The following is a 25,279-nucleotide window of genomic DNA, read 5'->3' on the forward strand; positions in this document are numbered from 1 at the left end:
AATAAATATAAAAAGAGGGTCATAATAGAACGGAAAAAGGCTGTGGTAAAAATACCACAGCCTTTTATTTTATTTACGTTTCCTTGCTTGTCTTTCTGATCGTTCCCAAGCCCGTAGATGTGGATACGGATCAAAGGACCATTCCGTATATCCATTATCTTTGTACATTCCGTAGTGAAGATGTGGAGGGAACTTTCCGGCAGTGCCTGGTGGTCCATAGCCAGAACTTCCAACAGAGCCAATCACTGTACCAGGCTCAACAACCTGACCGATTGCAATATCCTTTGCAAATCCATTTAAGTGAGCAAAGTAATGGTACGTATTATTCACATCGCGGATTCCGATACGCCACCCACCAAATCGGTTCCAACCTTTCATTTCGATGATCCCATATGAGGTTGCCCTTACTGGTGTTCCATAGCTTGCAAAGATGTCAGTGCCTTCATGCATTCTACGACCTCCCCAGCCACGCGCATCTCCCCATGTATTTTTATAGCTATGATTATAGCCAAGAGGAACCGGAAAGGCGTGTTTATCTAAATCAAGTGTGCCATATGCTGAATAGATTGTAGCGATTCCCGTAATTAGTGAAACGGATTTATCCCGTTTGTAATAATCCCATAAACCAATCTTGATATTATCAGGATCAGTTCCGTACGCTAAAATTTGTTCTGAAATTGTAAGTAGGATATCCTCATCATTTGTTTGATCAGCAACACCATCCCCGTTGCCATCAAGACCAATTCCTCCAAAAAGCTGAATGCTATATGGATTCGAATCATTTGGATTTGGATTTAAAGCCCCCGCCCAAGACTCGGGTTTAATGTAAATTCCAATTAACCCCGTTTCTTTCGGAATATCCTTTCGGGAACGACGGATGCTTCTTTCATACTGGTCAATAGCCGCATAATAGTACCATGGAATCTGTGTTACTGTTTCCATCTTTGTATAGAGGTTCATTCGTTCCTGAAAAACTTTTTGTTGATCCTCATTTGCACTTGCATCCAAAGGCATACACGTAAAAAGTAAGCAAATAACAACTACTATACCAAGTTTTCTGTTCACGCACGCAAATCTCCTTTCACTAAAATAACACAAGGATGTATGGTTCTTAAAAGGCATCTATAGGTACTTAAAAGCCGAATTTGTCTAGTTGGAATTAAATAAAAAGAAGTACTCTTCCTTGTTAGTTTGTTAAATCATCTCATTTTCATAATCACTAATTGTTGGAAGCTAAAAAATACAAATAAATCGAATACTTGGATTCTTAAAGAAGTTAGGAGTATAATAGGGATAGCCTTTGCAATGGAGTGATGAAGTATGTCAAAAAAACAAGAATATCTTCGAAAGCCGGAATGGCTAAAAATAAAACTGAATACGAATGAGAGCTACACAGGCTTAAAGAAAATGATGAGAGAAAAGCAATTACATACCGTTTGTGAGGAAGCAAAATGTCCTAATATTCATGAATGCTGGGCTGTAAGGAAAACAGCTACTTTTATGATTCTTGGGGATACTTGTACTCGCGCTTGTCGCTTTTGTGCGGTTAAGACTGGACTTCCAAATGAATTGGATTGGGCAGAACCAGAGCGTGTAGCTGATTCTGTCGCAATGATGGGATTAAAGCATGTTGTTATTACAACAGTTGCTCGTGACGATTTGAAAGACGGGGGAGCTGCGGTATTTGCAGAAACCGTTCGTGCAATTCGTAGAAAGAATCCATTTACATCAATTGAAGTGCTACCATCTGATATGGGTGGAGTGTACGAAAACTTAAAAACCTTAATGGATGCAAAGCCCGACATTATGAACCATAATATTGAAACGGTTCGCCGTTTATCTGACCGTGTTCGTGCACGTGCGAAATATGAACGTTCACTTGAATTTTTACGTCGTGCAAAAGAAATGAATGCAGACATCCCAACAAAATCAAGTATCATGATCGGCCTTGGCGAAACGAAGGAAGAAATCATTGAAACAATGGACGACCTTCGAGCAAACGATGTAGATATCATCACAATTGGTCAATATTTACAACCAACGAAAAAGCATTTGAAAGTTGAAAAATACTATCATCCAGATGAATTTGCGGAATTAAAAGAGATTGCATTAAGTAAAGGCTTCAGTCATTGTGAAGCTGGCCCTCTTGTACGTTCTTCTTATCATGCAGATGAACAAGTAAACGCAGCAAAATCAAATCAACAAGTTAAGCAAGCATAAAAAAAAGGGGAAATCCCCTTTTTTTTAGTGCGTTCCTTTTTGCAATAATTCTCTTCCGTCATCTCGCTTTTGGTCTTCATTCCCTTTATTATCGGTTGTGCGATCAATTTCAGGGTTGAATTCCATTCCACCTTTATTGTTGATACTAGGATTTTTAAGGAAGTCTTGGTTTTCCCTTGCCCTACGCTCATACTCTGGGTTTAGGCCACCTTCCATTTCCCCATTTTCATTTTCACCATCGCTGACTTTATATCCTTGTGGAGATTTAATCATTTGTTGAATGGTTGATGTAATAATTTGATCGACATTTCGACTGTCTGAATCAAGTCTACCGAATCGCTCAATTTGATTCATCATGTCTGGATTGTCAGAAACGTATACATGGAAATACCTCGGAACAACTGACAACGCGGAACGTTTTACCTGGTCTGCCGTTAACATACGATCTTTAGAATCCGTATCATATGCAACAAGGACCTCTTCATCCGTTACAAGCGTACCAACATCTTTGACGTTCGGAATGTTTGTACAGATTTTACTGATTAAATCTGCTACTTTTTCCCTGTCCATGGTTGGCAAATCACTGTATACATTTGCACCGCCAAGGACTGGATTTTTTTGGTGACGAACATAGCCAAAGTTCGTCATTTCTTTACCATCGTTTTTGACGCCTTTCGCATTGTAAAGCTCATTTTGGTCAGTTCGATATATTGTATTTCCACTTTCATGGTAGACTCCTGCATTGTCGTCAGAAGTACCGCAACCTGTTAAAGCAGTTAAAGCAATTAAGCCTGAGATGATTGTGTATTTTTTCAATCTTGACACCCCCTCAGTTGTAGGGTGACCAATTCAACAAAAATTTCGCATAGTAATTGATGGATTGATTGGCTATAATGGATATATAGTGAACATCCTCTAGTATGGGGTACGAGGTGATTAAAGTGATTAGCATAGGTAATACTACATATGAGCTTATTGATGAGCTAAAAGATGGATTTAATGAAGAAGCTTTTCGTGCGAGATACAGTGATATCTTAGCGAAGTATGATTATATAGTTGGGGACTGGGGATATGAACAGCTTCGCTTAAAAGGTTTTTTTGATGATAAAAACCAAAAAGCGTCATTTGATACAAAAATAAGTACCCTTTCTGAATATTTATACGAATATTGCAATTTCGGTTGCGCCTATTTTGTCTTAAAAAAGGTAAAAAAATAAAGTACAGGCTAACTCATCTGCCTGTACTTTTATTATGGCTTGAACCTTCCTATTAGTCATAAGGTGGTTCGGCATTTTCATCCTTGTCATCATGTGTAGGATGAGCCCCAGGGAATTGTCTAGGGAGATCCTGGTGAAGTGATTTGAACTCATAATTAAAGTTGCTATAGGTTCGTTGACCTTCTTTCCACGGTGTGCTTTTGTTCTCTACGGGCGTATCCTTACCTTGTTGTGTGCCATATGGTCCTTCTGGATATTCCTCAAAAGTTAAGAAATTTCTCATCGTCTCCACATTTGAAAAATCGGTATACTTTATTTCTTCCTTGTCTTTATCTGCCACCTGAAAAACACCTCACTTCTTACTTCTAGTGTTTTCGCAGCATTACGTAATTATGTTAGACAATTTCATACAGAAAAGAACGTAATTCCTCTGCTTCCTCTTCAGACAGCTGATAAGCATGTTCGATATAACCCGGCTCATCTAGGTCATCTCTTCCGATAATTGCAAAGCGATTGCTCAAGATATTTAAAACAATATGCTTGCCATAATAGCGGTCAGATTTAACAACAGCTAAGTCGTAACGCTGGTGTTCCCCCATAAAGCTTACAAACCGTGTTTGTGTGTCGATTGTATCATCATATAAGAAAAAACGTTCAGCCATAATGGATTCTCTCCTTTTAAGAAACAGTCATTTATACTTATCATATCAAAGGTGTACGAATTAGAAAACGAATTTATAGATGCAATGAATGAGGGGCATACCATGAATGATTATAAACTTTATGGTAAAATAATGTGGTATATAAAAGATGATGGGTAAAGATTATAAACTGAAGGTGATACTATGTATTTTGTTGACCGGGAAAAGATTGAAAAAACCCTTCTTTTTTACGAAGAGAATTTACAATTAATTGTAGCAGCGAATTCAAGTTGGACAGGCGTGATTGAAAAGAAAGCGTTAGAGAGAATCACTCATCTTACAATTGAGGCAATTCTAGATGTAGGAAATTCGATGATTGACGGCTTTATTATGCGTGATCCAGGTAGCTATGAGGATATCATTGATATACTTGAAGATGAAAAAGTAGTGACAACTGAAGTAGCGAATGAACTTAAAGAAATTATCCGTTTTCGAAAAGTAATTGTACAAGATTATCTTGAGATTAATCATGATGAATTAATCTTGAGCCTTCAAAAAAATAAAGAAAGTCTTGCAAGCTTTCCACAAGCGGTACGATCTTATCTTGAAAATGAATTAGGACCGGTTTCAGCATTTAAAAACTAAAAAAAGGTGATAGAAGTAGTGAAACAATACAAAGGATACTTATTTGACTTAGATGGTACTATGTACCGTGGAACAGAGCGTATAAAAGAAGCGTGTGATTTTGTGAATAAATTAAATCAAAAGCAAATACCATATTTGTTTGTTACGAATAATTCATCTAGAACACCCGAACAGGTAGCAACCAAACTTCGTGACTTTGATATTGCGTGTACAGCAGACCAGGTTTTCACCACTAGTCAAGCAACGGCAAATTATATGTATGATATGAAACCAGGAGCAAGTGTATATGTAATTGGTGAAGATGGTATCTACCAAGCATTAGAGGAAAAAGGCTTTACATTTCAAGAGGAAAACCCAGATTTTGTGGTTTGTGGAATAGACCGTTCCCTTACATATGAAAAATTCGCCATTGCTTGTTTAGCAGTACGAAATGGTGCAACCTTTATTTCGACAAACGGTGATATCGCCATTCCAACTGAGCGTGGACTTCTACCTGGGAATGGTTCATTAACCTCGGTGATCACTGTTTCAACAACAGTAAAACCCACTTTTATTGGGAAGCCAGAAAAAATTATCATGGAACAAGCGCAAAAACAACTGGGCACTCCAAAAGAGGATACCATCATGATTGGTGATTATTATGATACCGATATTATGGCAGGTATGAATGCAGGTATTGATACTTTGCTTGTTCATACAGGTGTTACAACCCCTGAACTACTAAAAGGATATGACCGTCCTCCTACCTATGCAATTCATAGCTTAAAGGAATGGATGGATCGCATTTAAAAACGCTCAATTTGAGCGTTTTTTTTACGGACAAAATACGGAATAACATTATCGTCAAATAAAAAAGACCAAATCGATTGGATTTGATCTTTTTTTATCCTTACTCTATGTTTGCTGCTCGATGTGCTAAACGACTTGATGCTGCAGCTGCAATTGCGCCCACAATATCATCTAAAAATGTATGACATTCCCCAGTTGATTTATCATTTAGGCGTTCTAATATTCCAGGTTTTTTCTTATCAATGTATCCGTAGTTTGTAAATCCGATTGAGCCGTAGACGTTCACAATTGAAAAGGCGAGGATTTCATCTACTCCATATAGTCCTTCGTCAACTTTGATTGTTGATAGTAATGGCTCCTCAAGTAAGCCTTTCTCAGCAAGTTTATCTAATTGAATCCCTGTTAACACTGCATTTTGGATTTCACGCTTTGTTAACACGCGGTCAACATTATGAATACATTCTTCCATTTTTAAATCTGGGTGATATTTGCTTTGTAGATAATACACCAACTCCGCAATATCTTGAATGGTGACGCCTCTTTCCTCCAACCATTTTCTGGCTGTTTTTTCAATCTCATTCATTTTATTTTCTTGACTCATCTGGTTCACCTAATTTCTTCTGATTTCAAAATAATTTTTACTAATATTTCCTAGTTTACCACAAGTAATGAAGTTTTGTTTCATATAGATGTTTTATACAAATCAATACGTAGTCTTAATAGTATGAGCGGGGAGCGATGATTTATGAAAGAAACACTTTTGGAGCAATACAAATTAAAAGTGGATCGATTCGTAAGAGTATTCGGCTATGAAGCGATCATCTATCGAAATATAGTATATTGTATTGTGCCAATATCAAACTTGGAACAAGAAGAACTGATTGAAATTAAACATCTTAGTGATTACATGATTCAAAAGGGAGATATTCGTGTTGGCTCTATTTTACCTACAACAGAAGGAAAGTTAAGTACCATTATCAATGATGCGGAAGCAGTTATGATTAGATGTCCAGTGTATAGCCATAGGGTTTCCAATTCATTAGGGTATGAGTTGGCCCGGTTTCATAAACGAGGCAGAAGCTTTCCTTATCAAGTAAAGAAGGTTAATCGAATCGGACAGTGGAAATTTTTATGGGAAAAAAGATTGGATCAAATGGAGTTGTTCTGGAAGGAAAAGGTAAAGCAGCATCCGCAAAACGAGTTTGAAACCTTATTTGTCGAGGCTTTTCCATATTATATAGGCTTAACAGAAAATGCAATCCAATATCTGGTTGATACAGAAATTGACGAAACCCCTTCTGCAATCGACTCGGCCACGATATGTCACCATCGTTTTACGGAAAATTCTTGGGATCGGAATTCCTATACGAAGCTACCTACGGCTTGGGTTTTTGACCATTATACAAGGGACCTTGCAGAATTTATTCGAGATCAATACGTTAATGGAGAAACAAGACAAAACGGACAAATTGTGCATTTTTTGAAGGAATATGAGCGGGTTAGCCCACTTTCTGCATTCTCCTGGCGACTTCTTTATGCACGCCTTTTATTTCCATTGCATTTTTTTGAGTGTATTGAATGGTTTTATATGACAGGTTCAGAAATGCAAATGGAAAGGTATTGTAAGAGATTAGAATCCATTCTGAAGCATTCCAGTGAACATGAACGCTTTTTAGCGACCTTTTTATCAAGTGTAGGAGTTGAAGAAAAAAGACTAACAATTCCAACTATAAGCTGGCTTCAAAAATAAAAATGTATGGTACTATAGAGAAAGATAATTTTTTCTTAGAGGTGAAACATGACTAGGCCATATGTTTTTATTACAAGAAAACTTTCCGAAAACGCAATTCAACCACTAATGGAAGTAGCAGATGTACATATTTGGAATGAAGAAGAAAAAGCCGTTCCAAGAGAGATCCTACTTGAAGAGGTAAAAAAAGCAGACGCTCTTTTAACAATGCTTTCAGATAAAGTCGATAAAGAGCTTCTTGATGCAGCACCAAAATTAAAGGTAATCGCAAACCTTGCTGTAGGTTATGACAATATTGATGTAGAATATGCAAATCAAAAGGGAATTGCAATATGCAATACACCTGATGTTTTAACAGATACTACGGCCGATTTAGCCTTTGCATTATTACTTTCAACTGCAAGACGAGTTGTGGAAGCAGCTGAATTCGTAAAAAAAGGCGAATGGAAAAGTTGGAGTCCATTATTGTTAGCAGGAAGCGATGTCCATCATAAAACAATTGGTATTGTCGGGATGGGAAAAATCGGTGAAGCAGTTGCAAAACGCGCAACAGGGTTTGATATGAATATTTTGTACCATAACCGCTCCCGTAATGTAGTAGCAGAAGAACGCATCGGTGCTTCTTACGCATCCCTTGATGAGCTAATTGAAACCTCTGATTTTATTGTTTGCCTAACTCCACTAACGGATGAAACAAGAGGTTTATTCAATAAGGAAATCTTTATGAACATGAAAAATAGTGCAGTTTTTATTAATGTCTCTAGAGGGCCAGTTGTTGACGAAGATGCTTTATATCAAGCGTTAGTCAATGGTGAAATTGCCGCAGCAGGACTCGACGTTTTTGAAAAAGAGCCTGTAGACGCAAATCATCCATTATTAACACTTCCCAATGTCGTAGCATTGCCACACATCGGAAGCTCAAGTACTGAAACCCGTGAAAAGATGATGAAACTGTGCTGTGAAAATATTGAACTTGTTCTTATCAATCAACAACCCAAAACACTCGTTAACAAGGAATGGGTCTTTCAGTAATCATATATTTTTTCGGAGGCACCTTCGTAAAGAAGGTGTTCTTTTATAAGTTGAATTTTTACAAAATAAAAACTTTTTTATTAAATGTATCCCTTTTATATCAGTGTGTTAAACGTTTTCAAGCAAAAAGTCTGAAAAAAAGCACTTGTAAAAGCATAGTATTACCACTATAATGTCTTTTATAGGAAGACAATTGTATTTCTCAGAAATACAGAGGAGGCGGATGAATAATGAAAAAAATTTCAGTTGGATTATTAGGATTAGGTACGGTTGGTAGTGGCGTTGTTACGATTTTAAAAAATCATCAAGATAAATTAATGCATCAGGTTGGTTGCCCAATTGAGGTTAAGAAAGTTTTAGTGAAAGACATACATAAACATAGAACGGTAGAGATTGAACCTTCCCTTTTGACAACAAATGCAAACGAGGTAATTGAAGACCCAGAAATCGATGTTGTCATTGAAGTAATGGGGGGAGTAGATGACACTAGACAGCTTATTCTTCAATCTTTACGTAATAAAAAACACGTTGTCACAGCAAACAAGGATTTAATGGCATTATACGGTTCAGAGCTATTAACTGTTGCAAGTGAAAATGGCTGTGACCTATTTTATGAAGCAAGTGTTGCCGGTGGGATTCCAATCCTTCGAGGGTTAGCAGATGGCTTTGCCTCAGACAGAATCATTAAAATGATGGGAATCGTGAACGGAACCACTAATTTCATTTTAACAAAAATGACGAAGTTCGGTAGTGCTTATGAAGAGGTATTAAAAGAAGCACAGGAGCTTGGCTATGCAGAAGCAGACCCTACAGCAGATGTTGAAGGTCTAGATGCAGCAAGAAAGATGGCCATCCTAGCAACATTAGGCTACTCCATGAATATCGACCTTAAAGATGTTCGAGTTCAAGGAATTTCAACTGTAACAAGTGAGGATATTGAATACAGTAAACGATTAGGTTATGTAGTTAAGTTGATCGGTACTGCCCATCGTAAGGGGGAAAAAGTTGAAGTAAGTGTTCAACCAACACTTCTTCCTGAAACACACCCACTTGCTGGAGTAAATGATGAATTTAATGCGGTATATGTGTATGGAGAAGCAGTCGGAGAAACGATGTTTTACGGACCGGGTGCAGGAAGCCTACCAACTGCAACATCAATTGTTTCCGATTTAGTCGGAGTCATGAAAAATATGAGACTTGGAGTAAATGGTAAAAGTAGCGTGTCCCCTCAATATGAGAAGAAACTAAAAGACGATTCTGAGATCTTCTCAAAATACTTCTTACGTATTCACGTAAAAGATCAAGTGGGAGCATTTGCAAAACTTACATCCCTATTCTCAGAACGCGGTGTAAGCTTTGAGAAAATTCTTCAATTACCGCTTAAAAATAAAGATTTAGCTGAAATTGTACTTGTTACTCATCAAGCATCATTACGAGATTACGAGGAAATTTTAGTACAGCTTAGAGATTTACAGATTATTCAAGATGTTAAGAGCTCTTACCGAGTTGAAGGAGGAAACCTAGGATGAGATGGCAAGGACTATTACAGCAATTTCGTGAATATTTACCGGTGAATACAAATACTCCAATGCTTTCCTTAAATGAAGGGAATACACCCTTAATTCCGCTACATTCCATTTCAGAGGATCTTGGGGTTGAATTATATGTAAAAGTTGAAGGTGCAAACCCAACTGGCTCCTTCAAGGACCGTGGGATGGTAATGGCGGTTGCGAAAGCAGTTGAAGAAGGAAGCAATACGATTATCTGTGCATCAACTGGGAATACTTCAGCAGCTGCAGCAGCATATGCCGCACGTGCAGGACTACGTTGTATTGTAGTCATTCCTGAGGGCAAGATTGCGATGGGTAAACTAGCTCAAGCCGTTATGTACGGAGCTGAAATCATTTCAATTGAAGGAAACTTTGACCATGCGCTACAGATGGTTCGTAATATTAGTGAAACAGCACCTATTACTCTCGTAAACTCTGTAAATCCATATCGAATTGAAGGACAAAAAACAGCAGCATTTGAAATTTGTGTGCAATTAGACGGAGCCCCTGATGTACTAGCGATTCCGGTTGGAAATGCTGGAAACATTACAGCGTACTGGAAAGGTTTCAAAGAATATAATGAGCGTCACAATACAGGTCTTCCTGAAATGCGTGGATTTGAAGCAGAAGGTGCAGCAGCAATTGCAAAGAATCAAGTGATTGAAAATCCTGAAACAGTAGCAACCGCAATCAGAATCGGAAATCCAGCAAGCTGGGATAGTGCTGTGGTGGCTGCAAGTGAGTCAAAAGGTAAAATTGATGAGGTTTCAGATGACGAAATCCTTGAAGCATATCAATTATTAGCTAGAAAAGAAGGCGTGTTTGCTGAACCAGGTTCTTGTGCCTCCATTGCTGGAGTAATCAAACAGGTACGCAGTGGTGAAATTAAAAAAGGTAGCCGAATCGTTGCTGTTCTAACAGGAAATGGACTAAAGGACCCTAATATTGCGATTGAAGCAACTTCTATCAAGCCTGTGGTATTGCCGAACGATGAAAAGCTTGTTTATGAACATATCAGAGGAGCCGTACTACATGAAGTTTGATCATGCCTTTCAAATTAAAGTACCAGCAAGTACGGCAAATCTTGGACCTGGATTTGATTCAGTAGGGTTAGCGGTCAATCGTTATTTAACTCTCCAAGTTGAACCAAGTCAAGAGTGGGAGTTTGTCCTACAATCAGAAGAAATTGCGGATACTCCAACTGGTAAAGATAATTTTATCTATCAAATCGCAGAAAAGGTAGCTCGTACTTTCTCCTATGAGCTGCCTCCCTGCAAGGTATATGTTCATAGCAATATTCCACTAGCTAGAGGTCTGGGGAGTAGTGCAGCCGCTATAATCGCTGCAATCGAACTGGTTAATGAACTTTGTCATCTTAAATTAACAAACCAACAAAAGCTTGATTTAGCCTGTGAATTTGAGGGACATCCCGATAATGTAGGGGCATCGCTATACGGTGGCTTAGTCATTGGCAGTCATCGTGGAAGCAAGGACACGGATCTCGTCCATGTGAATGATCTATCCTTTGATTTGGTGGTTGTCATTCCACCGTATGAACTAAAGACAAAGGATGCCCGAAGTGTGCTTCCTACTGAATTATCCTATCCTGAGGCGGTTAAAGCAAGCTCGATAAGCAATGTAATGGTCGCTGCTCTTTTAACTAAGAACCTTGCATTAATGGGGAAAATGATGGAGCTCGACCTTTTCCATCAACAATACCGTGCGAAGCTCATTCCAGAGTTCAGTCACATTCATCAGGTAGCAAAAAACGCAGGAGCATTTGGGGTAGCCATAAGCGGAGCAGGGCCAACAGTCATTTGTTTCACTGAATGTGGACGAGGAAAACAACTTAGAGAAGAGTTATCATCTGCATTTGAAGGATATCAGGTTGAAGAAGTATCGATTGAGAAAAACGGCAGTGTGTTAACTTCACTTTCATTACATGAATAAAGAAGCGAAACCGAAATGGGTTTCGCTTTTTTGAGTACAGAATACTTAAATACTGTCACTAAATCGAAAATACTGTCACTAATTCAAAAATACTGCCACTAAATCGGAATTACTGTCACTAATTCAAAAATACTGCCACTAGACTTTTTACGCATAAAAAAATGCCTCAAAAACTTGAGGCATCACTCATTTATCTATTAAAAAACTTGTTCAACTTCAACGATTCCTGGGACTTCTTCTAATAACGCACGTTCAATCCCAGCTTTTAAAGTAATTGTAGAGCTTGGGCAGCTTCCACAAGCACCTAAAAGACGAAGCTTTACAACACCATCTTCAATATCAACTAAATCACAGTCTCCGCCATCACGAAGTAAAAATGGACGAAGTTTATCTAATACTTCTTGTACTTGCTCTCTAATATCTAATTCAGCCATTTCGATTGACTCCTTTCCTCATACCTTTATAATTATTATAATCTGTTTACTGGAAAAAATCTATTAAAACCAAATAATGCATTTTTCCAATTTTTAATTACAAACCCTTATTGAGAATCCTAAGATGTGTACTTTGTATCTTTTGGTGTCTATTCTAACAGATTTTTAGTACAATGGAAAAAGAAATGATTGTAGCCGATTTAATTGGGGAAAAGGAGCGCATGAAATGGAAAAGCAAAAGGTTGAGATCTGTGTGTACGGTGCGGAAGTATTATGTCCGAGTTGTGTCAATCTTCCTTCTTCCAAGGAAACTTATGAGTGGCTTGAAGCGGCATTAAGCAGAAAGTTCCCAAACCAACCATTCGATATTACGCATGTTGATATTTTTGATCCACCTGGGGACGAAGAGAAAAAAACATTTGCCACACGTGTAATTGAGGAAGATATGTTTTACCCAGTTGTAGTTCTAGAGGGCACCATTGTCGGGGAAGGTAGCCCTAAGCTAAAAACCATTTATGCAGAAATGGAGAAATACGGATACAAGGCAGCTGAATAATGAATAATAAAAATGCACGGAAAGTCATTGACTAACCGTGCATTTTTTTTATCACCCATTATGATACTTATACATCCATAATACCCCAGATTTTAACATACGAGGTACACGTCCTGTGAGAGCTCGTTCTGCAACTAATCCAAATCCTTCTTTTTTACCTAGAGATCCTAGAACACCTTTTAGCTTAATTTTAGGAAACTCAGCTGGAGGTTCTTCGCCCTTCCAACGCTTTACAAGGACCTGAACAATTTGTTCAGCCTGGCCTTCAGCAAGCTGAGCACTTGGCGCATGTGGTAAGCTTGCACAGTCACCAACAACATATACATGTTCATCATTTGGAAGATTGTGTTGTTTTGTTAATACCACTCGGCCGCTTCCGTCTTTTTCAACCTCTAAGTCACGAACAACTTTATTAGGTTGGATACCAGCTGTCCACACAACAACATCACTTTGAACAGGTTGGTCATTATTGAAGAGTACATTTTCTTCCACTCTTGTAATATTTGAATTATTAATAATCTCAACTTCGTTCTTATCAAACCAGTTTTCTACATACATACTCAATTTTTCAGGGAAAGCAGAAAGTATATGTTTCCCTCTATCGAATAATTTGATTTTTAAGTCGGGTCTGCTTTCATACAGCTCACTTGCAAGTTCAACTCCACTTAGGCCTGCTCCAACAATGGAAACAGTAGCACCTGCCGGAAGATTATTAAGCTTCTGATAGGTTTTTCTTGCTTTATCAATGGTTTGGATGCTGTCTGTGTATTCATTCGCTCCTGGAACATTGTGATACTTGTCTTCGCATCCTAATCCAATTATTAAATCATCATACTTAACTGGTTCTTCATCACTCATGTGAACAAGTTTCTCATTTAAATCGATGCCCGTAATCTCCCCATACTTTACGTGCAAACGTGGATGTTCTGGAAATGTTACACGTACATGGGAGTCTGAAATAGTCCCTGCTGCAAGCGCGTAAAATTCCGTTTTTAAACTATGATAAGGCGCACGGTCAATTAAGGTTATCTGTATATCCTCGGGTAATTGATTTGGCAAAAGGCGTTGTAAAACCCGCATTCCACCATACCCTCCACCTAAAATGACAAGATTTTTCATGATGATTATCCCCTTTGTTACTCTCTTTAGTTAAAGCGTATTCATCCAATGTTAGTACAAAGTTTTAGCTAATTCGTTATCCTTTACAAACACTAAAAGTATAGCGAAATTATGACAAAATAACAACCGATATTCACAAAATTGACGAATCGAAAAAATAAGAGTACGATAAGTAGTTGTAGTGAGGTGAATACCAGTGAATCCTATCATTGAGTTTTGTGTTAGTAATTTGGCAAGTGGCTCACAGAAAGCAAAGGAAATTCTTGAACAGGATCCAAATCTTGATGTGATTGAATACGGATGCCTAAGCTATTGTGGACAATGCTTTGAGTCGCTATATGCTCTTGTAAATGGGGATGTAGTTACTGGTGAAACAGCTGATGAGCTTGTTGAAAATATCTATACCTATTTAGAAGAAAACCCAATGTTCTAATACAAAATATTTTATATACAAGAAAAGCAGTCTATGTTGACTGCTTTTCTTAAATCTTGGGCAAAAAAAAAGAAAACCCTCCATTAAATGAATGAAGAGTTTCTAAAAAAAACGGGGGATAATCTTATTGTGCTCCAAATAATACCATTTTATACTAGAGGTAGGAAAAAAATTTACCATTAGACAGATTATTTGTAACAAACCCCGATTACCATTATACTAATAGTAATAACCTATTTAGTAAGCTTGAAAAAGAAGGAGGTTACAAACATGACAGATCGTGTAGTTACCATTTCTGAAGCGGCTGCTTTTCAAATTAAAGATATGATGAAACAGAATGAGGAAGAAGGATCATTCCTACGTGTTGCTGTTAAGGGTGGCGGTTGTAGTGGACTTTCTTACGGAATGGGCTTTGAACAAGAAGTAAGTGAAAATGATCGCCAAGATGAACAGCATGGTATCAAGATTATCATTAATAAAGAAGATGCTCCGATACTAACTGGTGTAAACATAGACTTTAAACAATCCCTTATGGGTGGCGGATTTACCATCGATAATCCAAATGCAATTGCTTCTTGCGGATGTGGTTCTTCCTTCCGTACGGCAAAAGTAGCGGGAACACCTGAGAATTGCTAATTGTTAATTATAAGTTGGGCTTCTATTGTGGGCCCGACTTTTTTTACCCTATAATATGGCAATTTTTAGACTAAAAAAATAACAATTTTTCAACAACCTCCAAAAAGGGTTGTTTTTTATTTTTTTAATATTCAAAAAGGTCCTCAAACACTTGAAAAAACAATATAAAAGGCATAATATAGGATGTGGATATTAAATAGTACAACTTTTTGACAAATATCGGAATCTTTTTTGTCCAATAATGGTATCTTACGTGAAAGATATCACAAACTATTTTATCAATAAAATTAGAGCTTACAGTTGAAAATAGAAATAAGTATTTTTGACTGCAAAAAAGAAAAGGTGGGCGTGATTACAGTGAGAAAGCCAAAAATCGTAGTTTTAGGTGCAGGATACGGTGGATTAACCACTATTGTTAACTTACAAAAAACTTTAGGTGTAAACGAAGCTGATATTACACTAGTTAATAAAAATGATTATCACTATGAGACCACATGGTTACATGAAGCTTCTGCAGGTACTTTAGAGGCGGACCGTGTACGTTACCAAATTGAAGACGTAATCAGTGGACATAAAGTTAAATTTGTAAAAGGCTCTGTAGCAAAGATTGATCGTGAAGGCAAACGTGTAATTCTTGAGGACGATACACAGGTTGAGTATGATTATTTAGTTGTAGCACTTGGTGGAGAATCCGAGACTTTTGGAATTAAAGGCCTAAAAGAATACGCATTTTCAATTTCAAATGTAAATACAGCTCGTCAAATTAAAGAACATATCGAATATCAATTCGCAACATATAACACTGAAGAAGAAAAAGACGATACTCGTCTAACAATTGTTGTTGGTGGAGCAGGATTTACTGGTATTGAGTTCTTAGGAGAACTTGTTAATAGAGTTCCTGAGCTTTGCCGTGAATTCGATGTTGACCAAAATAAAGTAAAAATCATTTGTGTTGAGGCAGCACCAACTGTATTACCTGGTTTTGATGCTGAATTAGTTGAATATGCAGTGAACCACTTAGAGAAAAAAGGTGTAGAATTCAAAATCGGTACTGCGATTAAAGAAGGTACACCTGAAGGAATCATCGTTGGAAAAGACGATGTAACAGAAGAAATTAAAGCGAAAACTGTTGTATGGGCAGCAGGTATTCGTGGAAACAGCGTAATCGAAGCTTCTGGTTTTGAAGCAATGCGTGGTCGTGTGAAAGTTGACAAAGACCTTCGTGCACCAGGCCATGAAGATGTTTTCTTTATTGGTGATAGCTCACTAGTTATTAATGAAGAAATCAATCGTCCATACCCACCAACTGCACAAATTGCAATGCAACAAGGTGCATTAGTAGCGAAAAACATTGCAGTACTAGTTCGTGGACAAGGAGAACTTGGTGAATTTTCATTTGATAACAAAGGAACTGTATGTTCACTTGGTGAGCATGATGGAATCGGTGTTGTATTTGGCAGAAAAATTTGGGGCTCAAAAGCAGCATTCATGAAGAAAGTAATTGATAACCGTGCTCTATTAATAGTAGGCGGACCATCACTTGTTCTTAAAAAAGGTAAATTAAAATTCATTTAACAATATTAACGAAGGAATGCTATTATCTTAGCATTCCTTTTTTACATAATTGTGCGATTTGGTAAGTGAAATCAATTGACTCACTAATCATACCTTTAGTAAACTAGGAAGGGATTTGTCCGAGGAGGTGAGTTGCCATGTCACTCAGTTTTTTACCGATATTTTTAATTTCGATGTTATTGTTTTTCGTATTATTTTTTGGAATTGGATTCATTCTTAATATGCTATTACGTATGTCGTGGATTATGGCTATTATCTATCCAATAATTGCCTTGGCAATCATTCAAGAAGTATCCTTTCTTGATTATTTTACATCGCCATCTACTGCATTTAGCTCTTTAGGTGAAAGTATCACGACATTAGCTCCTCTAGATATTGCGATTTTACTTAGTGGTCTTGCTGGTGCGATCTTATCAGGAGTGATCATAAAGCTCCTTCGAAAAAAAGGATACAGAATGTTTTAGGAAGCCACTTCTATATAGAAATTGCAAAAAGAAACGTAAGGATTTTTTTATAAAATCTTTACGTTTCTTTTTTTGCTTACAATTATCTTCCACTCATAAACGAATATTTTTTTGCCAAATTGGAAAGAAATAGAGTCGTGAGAGGAGTGGAAAAATGTGTTTCGTTTAAACACAATGATAAGAAGAAGTGCAATGACATTCCTATTTGCATTAGCACTAATCACTACGTTCCAATCTTTTTCCGGAGTGCAGACGAAAGATCTTACAAACTGGATAGGCAACCAATTTCAAGAGAAATCGCAAGCAGTAGGAATTAAAAGTGTAGAATGGGTATCAAAATTTTTATTTTTTGCTAATGGAAATAAGGCGGTCTCGGCCTCTGGCTTAGAAACCACATTACCTATTGAAGAAGCCATTGATTTTTCAAAATACCCAACACAAACAGTTGTCGCGACCGGATATACGGCAGGTGTTGAATCAACAGGTAAGGATGCGAATCACCCTTCCTATGGGATTACCTATTCAGGTGTTAAGGTGAAACGTGATTTGTATTCAACAATTGCTGCGGATTTAGATGTGTTTCCAATCGGAACAATTCTATTTATCCCCGACTACGGGTATGGAGTAGTCGCTGACAAAGGCGGAGCCATCAAAGGAAATAAAATAGATTTGTACTATGATACAGTTGATGATGTTTATAAAAAATGGGGGAAGAAAACCCTCGATGTTTATGTCATCAAGATGGGTGACGGAAGAATATCTGAAGAAGAAATTGCTGCAATGAATGAGGATAAGTCCATGCAAGTATTCCGGCAACAAATTTTAGGTGAAAAAAGTTAAAGGCTAATCATAAAGATTAGCCGTTTTGTATTTTAAAGGATATGAAGTAATAAAGTTAATAAGATCCCAGTTAATCCACCAAAAAATACCTCGATAGGTTTATGACCTAATAATTCCTTTAATTCCTTTCTTTTGCTATCTTCATCAAGCTTTGGCCATAGTTTTGCATCCTCTGCAAACTTTTGAAAATCTGCAACAAGCTGATTGAGAACTGTTGCCTGTTCACCAGCATGTCTACGAACACCAGAAGCATCGAACATGACAATGACAGCAAACACTGTTGCTATCGCGAAGAAAGGGGAATCTACGCCTTGTTCTAGGGCAATACCAGTCGTTAACGCAGTAACGGCTGCTGAATGGGAGCTAGGCATCCCACCAGTACTCGTGACTAACGACCAATCAACTTTTTTTGTTACAAAAAAATGTAGTGGGACTTTAACAAATTGTGCAAATCCGATTGCAGCAAGTGCGGCCCAAAGGGGAAAATTCGTAAAAAGCTCCATGTAAACTTCTTCCTCTCATAAACATCCATTTTTTCTATATTTGTTTTATATGTTCAAAACCTTTAGAAACGACATCTCATGTAAAACAAAGTTACTTTTTATCATTATAAAAGAATTTGGTTGCGCCTGCAAAATGAAATATTCACCGATGGTTGGAAGATGAAATTTAGTGTCTCGAAGTTTATAATAAAAAGGTAAAATATATTGGAGGTGTAACAATGTTTAACGTCAAAGATGAAGCACAAGTAATTGAAGCACATGAAGCATTACTAATCGGTCTTTTTTTAAAAAATCAAAAAACAACAGGTCTTACAAAAGAATTAGATCTCTTATTAGATGGACAAATTACAGAACTGTTAAAAGAAGGCGATATCCGAGCGGAGCAAAATACGGTTTCAAAAGTACATACATTAGGGAAGGCACCAATAAAAAGAGTTTATTTTTTAGGACTTGGAAAAGAAGAAAATCAAACACTTGAATCTCTCAGAGAGGCGTTTGGGAAGGCTGTTAAAAAAATCTCTGAAGCAAAGGTTGAAAGCTTTGCAGTAGGGTTGGATTCCTTTGTAACTGAGGAATTAGATTCACTAGATGTTGCCCATGCGTTCGGAGAAGCCCTTGCATTGTCTACATATAAATTTGCAGATTACAAGCAAAAGTCAAATGCACCAGAAAAGAAAATTGAAGAAGTCGTTGTTTATTCTAGTGACGATGCAGAAGAGATCCAAGCAAGTTTAACTGTCGGATATGCGTATGGACAAGGAACAAACTCTGCCAGAACTCTTGTGAATCTACCAGGAAATATGTTAACAGCTACCGATTTAGCGAATTATGCAGCAGAACTCGGAAAGAAATACGGATTCGAAGTGGAAATACTAGAAAAAGAAGATATGGAAAAGCTCGGAATGGGCGCCCTCTTAGCGGTTAATAAAGGTTCTGTAGAGCCTCCTAAAATGATCGTACTTAAATATCAAGGGAAAGAGGCCTGGGAAGATGTCATTGCACTAGTTGGAAAAGGAATCACCTTTGATACAGGTGGATACTCCATCAAGCCAAAAGACGGCATTGTAGGCATGAAATCGGATATGGGTGGAGCAGCTGCTGTCTTAGGAGCTATGGAGATCATCGGGGAACTAAGACCAGAAAAGAATGTAGTCGCTGTTATCCCATCAACAGATAATATGATTAGCGGTGATGCATTCAAGCCTGATGATGTAGTGACCTCTATGAATGGGAAGACAATTGAAATATTAAACACGGATGCAGAAGGTCGACTTGCCTTAGCAGATGGCATCACTTATGCGAAGTTTCATGGAGCCTCTTATTTAGTAGATGTTGCGACATTAACAGGGGGAGTGATTGTCGCTTTAGGTAATGATATTACCGGTGCAATGACAAACAATGAAGCCTTTTTTGAAGAGGTACTAGAAGCATCCATCGAAGCTGGCGAACCCATTTGGCGTTTGCCGATCACAGAAAATCATAAGAAGCGTGTTCGAAAAAGCCAGGTTGCCGATTTAAATAATTCACCTGGTCGCGATGGACATGCAATTTTCGCTGGCACGTTCATAGGCGAATTCGCAGAAGATACACCATGGGTACATCTAGATATCGCGGGAACAGCAACGACCACTTCAGCTCATAATCTAGGCCCAGCCGGTGCAACAGGGGTCATGGTCCGTACACTCGCAACCCTAGTAGAGCGTTTTGGTGAATCAGAAGAATAAATGATTGAGAAGTCTACCTAATGGGTAGGCTTCTTTTTATAGGACGAATTATCACCAGATCGCAATGATAAATGATTATAGTATGTCGCAGCCCCGATATGTGGTATATCGCGAACAGCTTAATTGGTATATCTCTATATCGCAAAACGATATGTGGTATACTGCAAACGGCTTAATCGGTATATCCTTAGATTGCAAATCGATAAATGCTATACCGCAACCCGCGTAATCGATATATTCCTGTATCGCAAAACGATATGTGGTATTCCGCAAACGACTTAATCGGTATATCTCTATATCGCAAAACGATATGTGGTATATCGCGAACGGCTTAATCGGTATATCTCTATATCGCCAAACGATAAATGCAATACCGCAAAGGGCTTAATCGGTATATCTCTATATCGCCAAACAATATGTGCAATACCGCAAAGGGCTTAATCGGTATATCTCTATATTGCAAGACGATATGTGTTATACCGTAAACAGCTTAATCAATATATCCCCAGATTGCAAAACGATAAATGCTATACCGCAAATGGCTTAAACGGTATATCTCTATATCGCGAAACGATATGTGGTATATCGCGAACAGCTTAATCGGTATATCTCTATATCGCCAAACGATATGAGCTATACCGCAAACGGCTTAATCGGTATATCTCTATATCGCCAAACGATATGAGCTATACCGCAAACGGCTTAATCGGTGTATCTTTATATCGCCAAACGATATGTGCAATACCTCAACGGCTTAATCGGTATATCTCTATACCACAAAACGATATGAGCTATACCGCAAACGGCTTAATCGGTACATCCTTAGATTGCAAATCGATAAATGTTATACCGCAACCCGCGTAATCGATATATTCCTGTATCGCGAAACGATATGTGCAATACCGCAAACGGCTTAATCGGTATATCTCTATATTGCAAGACGATATGTGTTATACCGTAAACCGCTTAATCGATATATCCCCAGATTGCAAAACGATAAATGCTATACCGCAACCCGCGCAAACGATATATCTCTATATTGCAAAACGATAAATGCTATACCGCAACCCGCGCAAACGATATATCTCTATATCGCAAAACAATTAATGCTATATTGCATACTGCGTAATCGGTATATCTCTATATCGCCAACCGATATGTGCTATACCGCAACCCGCGTAATCGGTAAATCCCTGTATCGCCAACCGATATGTGGTATACCGCAAACCACGTAATCGGTATATCCCTATATCCCAGAACGATATGTGCTATATCGCAACCCCGCGTATTTCTGCTTACCCTATGAAATCCCAATCCCCAGCAAATCGTGTTACACAAGAATCCCAACCAACTTCTCCAAAAAAATACCATTGACGATTTCTAATATCATATGGTATTTTAGTTTAGTATTTTAATTCTCTACCAATTTAGCAAACTAAAGTGTTTTAAAAATAATAATCATACTAGAAGGAGTTTTCACCATGAATGCAGTTGTTATAGCAGTTCTTGTCATGCTAATTCTAAGCTTATTCCGTATAAATGTTGTTGTAGCTCTTGCCATAGGGGCAATTGTTGGGGGATTAACAGGTGGTCTCGACATTGCAACAACAGTATCCACATTCACAGAAGGTTTAGGTGGAAATGCTACAGTCGCATTAAGTTATGCACTACTTGGTAGTTTTGCAGTAGCTATTTCAAAAACAGGATTACCAGATGCGATGGTTGACCTTGCCATCAAACTTGTAGGGAAGCAAGGGGATAGCAAACGTAAAACCTATTCAAAGGTTTTAATCATCTTAATTATTCTAGCTATTTCTATTTCATCACAAAATATAGTACCTGTTCATATTGCTTTTATTCCTATTTTAATTCCACCTTTATTAAAGGTATTTAATGAACTCGAAATTGATCGTCGACTTATCGCTACTGTTATTACTTTTGGTTTAACAGCTCCATACATTGCCTTACCCGTTGGATTTGGAGAGATTTTCCACGGACTTCTGCAGCAATATATGCTAGAAAGTGGATTAGAAGTGGCAAAACGAGATATCCCAATTGCTATGTTGATTCCATCTGCAGGGATGGTAGTTGGTTTACTTATCGCAGTTCTATTTTCCTACCGTAAGCCAAAACAATATAAAACGATCGAAATTGCAAATGAGTCAGGTTCAGATATAAACACAACTTATACGAAAAAGAGTCTTAGCTTCGCGACACTTGCCGTGCTTGTTACATTAGGTATACAGTTAACACTGTCACAAGTATTTGATGTGGATGGCATGATTTTTGGAGCATTGGCCGGAATAGCCGTTCTGTATTTCAGTGGCTCGATGAAAGTAAGTCAAGCTGACGAAGTCATAACAAGTGGTATGAAAATGATGGCATTCATTGGTTTCGTTATGATCACAGCTTCTGGGTTTGCATCTGTTATTAAGGAAACAGGGCATGTTGAGGCACTTGTTTCTCAATCAGCGGAATTAATCGGTGGAAATTTATCACTTGCTGCGTTAATGATGTTAATTGTAGGTCTTTTGATTACCTTAGGAATTGGTTCATCATTTTCAACGATTCCAATCATCGCAACTATTTTTGTACCATTATGTATGGAAGTTGGATTTAGCCCAATGGCGACAATTGCTCTTGTTGGAACTGCAGCAGCTCTAGGAGACGCTGGATCACCCGCATCAGATAGTACGCTAGGTCCAACCGCTGGATTAAACGTTGATGGTCAGCATAATCATATTTGGGACACTTGTGTACCAACATTTATACACTATAATATTCCACTCATTATTTTCGGCTGGATTGCAGCGATTATCTTATAAAAACTTACCCCCACGAACTTTCGTGGGGGTATTTCACTTATTTTGATAGATTTGTTGAAGAAGGATTCACAGAGTTTCTAGTAACTGCTCGATAAATTCTTGGTGAAATAAGAGCTGCGAAGATGGTAAAAGCAAGGTCCTTCACAATAAACCAAGCCATCACACTCCATGCAGCTCCATAGCTCATTTTAACCTCTAACCAAAAATTGAAAGCAAAGTACATATAGTTTGTACCAATGAAATAGTTCATAAAAAGACCAACAAATGCTGCAATCATAAACGTTTTTAAGGTTGGACTTCCCTTAGCATGTTCAACGATCTTTCCTGAGAAATAAGCTGTTGCAATGAACGATAAAATAAATCCGCCCGTACCTCCGATGAGTGGAGCTAGCCCTGCTTCAAATCCTGAAAAAACAGGTGCTCCAGCAATTCCAATTAACATATACACAGTCATAGAAATCGCACCTAATCGACTTCCGAGAAGAAGCCCAGCTAATACTGCAAAAAAGGTTTGCATAGTTAAAGGTACACCCGCAACCTGTAAAAACGGTACCATTGAGGTAATATTTGCGCCGATCGCCATAAGCGCTGCAAACATTCCAACATATGTAATTTCGATTGCACGAATGCGTGGTTTTGATATTGCTGTCATTATGTGTTAACCTCCGTGTTTTTTTAGTTAACAAAATCGTAAAACAAGATTCATTATATGTCAACAAAAAAAAACAGAAGTTAACAAATGAAAAGTGAAGTCATATGAATTCGATGACGTTGATAGAATATATGTAGATATGATCCTTCAAATTATCTCCAATTGTTATACTTAAAAAATTTTTTTACCATCCAATATAAGAAAAAAGTGTCAAAAGGGATGTCCTTTAAATATAATGCCCATATCCGAAAATGTTGGGAGCGGTCGGAAATGAGTATTGGAATTGTATTAATGGGCCTTTTTGTCGGTTTTTTGGTCGGACTAACAGGTGTTGGTGGAGCGGCATTGTTAACCCCATTCTTAATCTTAATTGGTATTAATCCACTAATTGCAGTTGGAACAGACTTTGTCTATAACTCAATTACGAAATTTTTTGGATCTGTACAGCATTTTCGGCAGAAAACAATCAATTTTAAGCTTGTAAAATATTTAGCTATAGGCAGTGTTCCAAGTGCAATCTTAGCAGTGACTACTTTGCATTTTGTTGGGGGAGATAAACTCCTGCAAGGGGAAATAGTAAAGCATGCGCTTGGATATGTTCTTATGATGGTTGCCATTGCGACCGTAATAAAAACCTTGTTCAGTTCTCGTTTTACAAGCAGCTCCTATAGTATAAAACCTATTGAAGATAAAGCAAAAGCAACCATTCTTTTAGGCGCCATCCTTGGTTTTATAGTTGGGTTAACCTCAGTCGGTTCTGGGTCGCTATTTGCCCTTGCTATGCTGTTATTTTATCAATTGCGCACTTCGGAATTAGTTGGCACCGACATCGCCCATGCGTTTATTTTAGTCACGGTGAGTAGTTTTTTTCACCTAGGTTTTGGAAATGTTGACTTTCTATTGGTTGCAAATTTACTTTGTGGTTCGATTCCAGGTGTAATCATTGGAAGTACCCTGTCTGCAAAGGTTCCTATGAAACCATTGCAAACCGTAATTGGTGTCATCATTTTTATAAGTGGTTTGAAGTTAATTTATTAACCCAAGAAAGTGAATAAATTGCTAACTATATTGCCTTAGTGTAAAATTACACTAAGGCTTTTGTGTCTACTAAAATAAGTAGCGTTACTTTTGAAATAGGTGATTAACATGGATAAAGAACAATTAACGAAATTGCTTTCTGAAAAATTGAAACTTATCCGGACTGAAAAAGGATATACACAAGATAAAATGGCAGAAATCTTGGGGATCTCAAAAAAGACGTTGGTGCAAATTGAAAAAGGAAGAATTCAAGCCGGTTGGACATGTGTTGTCGCTGTTTGCGCATTATTTCGAGATAGTGAAATTATTCAAACGACGTTAGGCGGAGATCCTGTTGATGTCATTGAAATCGTTGGACGAAATGGGATTGACCGGGCAAAGGAACGTACATTAGGCGGAAAGCTATGGTGGAAGGACCTTCAGGGGGAAGGGAAGTTTCGTCTTCAACAAAATGTGATTAGCCAGCATTATCGTATTTTGGACGAAGCTAATTTTCGATGGTATTCTTCGTTCGATAAGGAGGAAGCTTACAATAGACTAGTTGAACTTTCAACTGAAGCCAATTAAAAACGGGGCAAACTACTTAGCCCCATTTTTCGTTTTCTTTACTGTTTTACTCTTTGAATACGTAGATGAAGTTAAGTTGTTGTTTGCTGCAGCTTCTTCGTTAAGTCGTTCTTTTTTAG

Annotated in this window: 27 protein-coding genes and 1 pseudogene; 19 read left to right on the top strand and 9 right to left on the bottom strand. The window is 37.8% G+C overall.

All coding sequences use genetic code 11. The features are described from left to right. Positions 1 to 69: 69 nt before the first annotated feature. The gene (locus tag CKK03_RS06190) at positions 70 to 1,065 is read right to left on the bottom strand and encodes a M23 family metallopeptidase (protein WP_425432843.1); all 996 of its coding nucleotides are present in this window, start codon (positions 1,063 to 1,065) and stop codon (positions 70 to 72) included. Positions 1,066 to 1,320: 255 nt separating this feature from the next. On the opposite strand from CKK03_RS06190, the gene lipA reads away from it, so the two are divergent. Next, positions 1,321 to 2,220, top strand: coding sequence for a lipoyl synthase (lipA, locus tag CKK03_RS06195; protein WP_099361724.1), 900 nt, complete (start codon positions 1,321 to 1,323; stop codon positions 2,218 to 2,220). A 171-nt stretch (positions 2,221 to 2,391) separates the two neighbouring features. Here lipA and CKK03_RS06200 read toward each other — a convergent pair. After that, positions 2,392 to 3,036 (bottom strand): annotated as a pseudogene (locus CKK03_RS06200) (YhcN/YlaJ family sporulation lipoprotein); the annotation flags it as partial. A gap of 125 nt (positions 3,037 to 3,161) precedes the next feature. Here CKK03_RS06200 and CKK03_RS06205 point away from each other — a divergent pair. Continuing rightward, positions 3,162 to 3,437, top strand: a complete 276-nt coding sequence (locus CKK03_RS06205) for a YutD family protein (protein ID WP_099352671.1) — start codon at positions 3,162 to 3,164, stop codon at positions 3,435 to 3,437. 52 nt (positions 3,438 to 3,489) lie between these two features. Here CKK03_RS06205 and CKK03_RS06210 read toward each other — a convergent pair whose 3' ends face one another. Both CKK03_RS06210 and CKK03_RS06215 read right to left on the bottom strand, forming a co-directional pair. Beyond that, on the bottom strand, positions 3,490 to 3,720 hold the full coding sequence (locus tag CKK03_RS06210) for a cytosolic protein (protein WP_099361828.1): 231 nt from the start codon (positions 3,718 to 3,720) through the stop codon (positions 3,490 to 3,492). A gap of 112 nt (positions 3,721 to 3,832) precedes the next feature. Then, entirely contained in the window at positions 3,833 to 4,099 is a 267-nt protein-coding gene (locus tag CKK03_RS06215) for a DUF3055 domain-containing protein (RefSeq protein ID WP_099361725.1), read from the bottom strand. A gap of 183 nt (positions 4,100 to 4,282) precedes the next feature. Between CKK03_RS06215 and hepT the strand changes: the two genes are divergently transcribed. Together hepT and nucF are read left to right on the top strand one after the other, a co-directional pair. Beyond that, on the top strand, positions 4,283 to 4,723 hold the full coding sequence (hepT, locus tag CKK03_RS06220; protein WP_099361726.1) for a type VII toxin-antitoxin system HepT family RNase toxin: 441 nt from the start codon (positions 4,283 to 4,285) through the stop codon (positions 4,721 to 4,723). An 18-nt stretch (positions 4,724 to 4,741) separates the two neighbouring features. Further along, positions 4,742 to 5,512, top strand: coding sequence for a 5' nucleotidase NucF (gene nucF / locus CKK03_RS06225; RefSeq protein ID WP_099361727.1), 771 nt, complete (start codon positions 4,742 to 4,744; stop codon positions 5,510 to 5,512). Positions 5,513 to 5,612: 100 nt separating this feature from the next. Here the strand turns inward: nucF and CKK03_RS06230 are convergent, their stop codons facing one another. After that, a complete protein-coding gene (locus CKK03_RS06230; RefSeq protein WP_099361829.1) occupies positions 5,613 to 6,095 on the bottom strand; it encodes a phosphatidylglycerophosphatase A family protein in 483 nt (160 codons plus the stop codon). A 162-nt stretch (positions 6,096 to 6,257) separates the two neighbouring features. Here CKK03_RS06230 and yutH point away from each other — a divergent pair, with 162 nt between their 5' ends. From yutH to thrB, 5 genes are all read left to right on the top strand, one after another. Further along, complete coding sequence (gene yutH / locus CKK03_RS06235; protein WP_099361728.1) at positions 6,258 to 7,262, top strand: spore coat putative kinase YutH; 1,005 nt, start codon at positions 6,258 to 6,260, stop codon at positions 7,260 to 7,262. 48 nt (positions 7,263 to 7,310) lie between these two features. Further along, positions 7,311 to 8,294, top strand: coding sequence for a 2-hydroxyacid dehydrogenase (locus CKK03_RS06240; RefSeq protein WP_099361729.1), 984 nt, complete (start codon positions 7,311 to 7,313; stop codon positions 8,292 to 8,294). A 230-nt stretch (positions 8,295 to 8,524) separates the two neighbouring features. After that, positions 8,525 to 9,823, top strand: a complete 1,299-nt coding sequence (locus CKK03_RS06245; protein WP_180271169.1) for a homoserine dehydrogenase — start codon at positions 8,525 to 8,527, stop codon at positions 9,821 to 9,823. Beyond that, entirely contained in the window at positions 9,820 to 10,887 is a 1,068-nt protein-coding gene (gene thrC / locus CKK03_RS06250) for a threonine synthase (RefSeq protein ID WP_099352678.1), read from the top strand. The genes CKK03_RS06245 and thrC overlap by 4 nt, the downstream gene beginning before the upstream one ends. Beyond that, positions 10,877 to 11,794, top strand: coding sequence for a homoserine kinase (gene thrB / locus CKK03_RS06255; protein ID WP_099361731.1), 918 nt, complete (start codon positions 10,877 to 10,879; stop codon positions 11,792 to 11,794). Before thrC ends, thrB begins: the two co-directional genes overlap by 11 nt. Before the next feature lie 197 nt (positions 11,795 to 11,991). Here the strand turns inward: thrB and CKK03_RS06260 are convergent, their stop codons facing one another. Next, positions 11,992 to 12,228 carry a NifU family protein gene (locus tag CKK03_RS06260; protein ID WP_099352680.1) on the bottom strand — a complete coding sequence of 79 codons (237 nt, stop codon included), beginning with the start codon at positions 12,226 to 12,228 and terminating at the stop codon, positions 11,992 to 11,994. Between the two features lie 226 nt (positions 12,229 to 12,454). Between CKK03_RS06260 and CKK03_RS06265 the strand changes: the two genes are divergently transcribed. Further along, the gene (locus CKK03_RS06265; RefSeq protein ID WP_099361732.1) at positions 12,455 to 12,784 is read left to right on the top strand and encodes a YuzD family protein; all 330 of its coding nucleotides are present in this window, start codon (positions 12,455 to 12,457) and stop codon (positions 12,782 to 12,784) included. A 51-nt stretch (positions 12,785 to 12,835) separates the two neighbouring features. Here CKK03_RS06265 and CKK03_RS06270 read toward each other — a convergent pair whose 3' ends face one another. Continuing rightward, positions 12,836 to 13,903, bottom strand: coding sequence for an NAD(P)/FAD-dependent oxidoreductase (locus CKK03_RS06270; protein ID WP_099361733.1), 1,068 nt, complete (start codon positions 13,901 to 13,903; stop codon positions 12,836 to 12,838). Positions 13,904 to 14,099: 196 nt separating this feature from the next. On the opposite strand from CKK03_RS06270, the gene CKK03_RS06275 reads away from it, so the two are divergent. The 5 genes from CKK03_RS06275 to spsC all read left to right on the top strand — a co-directional run bounded on the left by CKK03_RS06275 (position 14,100) and on the right by spsC (position 17,851). Then, the gene (locus tag CKK03_RS06275; RefSeq protein ID WP_099361734.1) at positions 14,100 to 14,336 is read left to right on the top strand and encodes a YuzB family protein; all 237 of its coding nucleotides are present in this window, start codon (positions 14,100 to 14,102) and stop codon (positions 14,334 to 14,336) included. Positions 14,337 to 14,606: 270 nt separating this feature from the next. Then, positions 14,607 to 14,972 (top strand): HesB/IscA family protein, encoded by a 366-nt coding sequence (locus CKK03_RS06280; protein WP_099361735.1) that lies wholly within the window; start codon positions 14,607 to 14,609, stop codon positions 14,970 to 14,972. 348 nt (positions 14,973 to 15,320) lie between these two features. Then, complete coding sequence (locus tag CKK03_RS06285) at positions 15,321 to 16,547, top strand: NAD(P)/FAD-dependent oxidoreductase (RefSeq protein ID WP_099361736.1); 1,227 nt, start codon at positions 15,321 to 15,323, stop codon at positions 16,545 to 16,547. Between the two features lie 137 nt (positions 16,548 to 16,684). Beyond that, complete coding sequence (locus CKK03_RS06290; protein WP_099361737.1) at positions 16,685 to 17,011, top strand: YuiB family protein; 327 nt, start codon at positions 16,685 to 16,687, stop codon at positions 17,009 to 17,011. A 156-nt stretch (positions 17,012 to 17,167) separates the two neighbouring features. After that, complete coding sequence (gene spsC / locus CKK03_RS06295; protein WP_388037315.1) at positions 17,168 to 17,851, top strand: stationary phase survival protein SpsC; 684 nt, start codon at positions 17,168 to 17,170, stop codon at positions 17,849 to 17,851. A gap of 32 nt (positions 17,852 to 17,883) precedes the next feature. Here spsC and CKK03_RS06300 read toward each other — a convergent pair whose 3' ends face one another. Further along, positions 17,884 to 18,354: a divergent PAP2 family protein gene (locus tag CKK03_RS06300; protein WP_099361738.1), complete on the bottom strand. Its 471-nt coding sequence runs from the start codon at positions 18,352 to 18,354 to the stop codon at positions 17,884 to 17,886. Between the two features lie 218 nt (positions 18,355 to 18,572). Here CKK03_RS06300 and CKK03_RS06305 point away from each other — a divergent pair, with 218 nt between their 5' ends. Then, positions 18,573 to 20,078, top strand: a complete 1,506-nt coding sequence (locus CKK03_RS06305; RefSeq protein ID WP_099361739.1) for a leucyl aminopeptidase — start codon at positions 18,573 to 18,575, stop codon at positions 20,076 to 20,078. A 1,481-nt stretch (positions 20,079 to 21,559) separates the two neighbouring features. Beyond that, positions 21,560 to 22,903 carry a Na+/H+ antiporter family protein gene (locus CKK03_RS06310; protein WP_099361740.1) on the top strand — a complete coding sequence of 448 codons (1,344 nt, stop codon included), beginning with the start codon at positions 21,560 to 21,562 and terminating at the stop codon, positions 22,901 to 22,903. Positions 22,904 to 22,940: 37 nt separating this feature from the next. Here the strand turns inward: CKK03_RS06310 and CKK03_RS06315 are convergent, their stop codons facing one another. After that, positions 22,941 to 23,555 carry a biotin transporter BioY gene (locus CKK03_RS06315; protein WP_099361741.1) on the bottom strand — a complete coding sequence of 205 codons (615 nt, stop codon included), beginning with the start codon at positions 23,553 to 23,555 and terminating at the stop codon, positions 22,941 to 22,943. Between the two features lie 270 nt (positions 23,556 to 23,825). Between CKK03_RS06315 and CKK03_RS06320 the strand changes: the two genes are divergently transcribed. Together CKK03_RS06320 and CKK03_RS06325 are read left to right on the top strand one after the other, a co-directional pair. Continuing rightward, on the top strand, positions 23,826 to 24,593 hold the full coding sequence (locus tag CKK03_RS06320; protein ID WP_099361742.1) for a sulfite exporter TauE/SafE family protein: 768 nt from the start codon (positions 23,826 to 23,828) through the stop codon (positions 24,591 to 24,593). A 108-nt stretch (positions 24,594 to 24,701) separates the two neighbouring features. Further along, the gene (locus CKK03_RS06325; protein ID WP_099361743.1) at positions 24,702 to 25,160 is read left to right on the top strand and encodes a helix-turn-helix domain-containing protein; all 459 of its coding nucleotides are present in this window, start codon (positions 24,702 to 24,704) and stop codon (positions 25,158 to 25,160) included. Positions 25,161 to 25,279: the final 119 nt, after the last annotated feature.

The organism is Fredinandcohnia onubensis, assembly GCF_002734215.1.
Classification (GTDB): domain Bacteria; phylum Bacillota; class Bacilli; order Bacillales; family Bacillaceae_L; genus Ferdinandcohnia; species Ferdinandcohnia onubensis.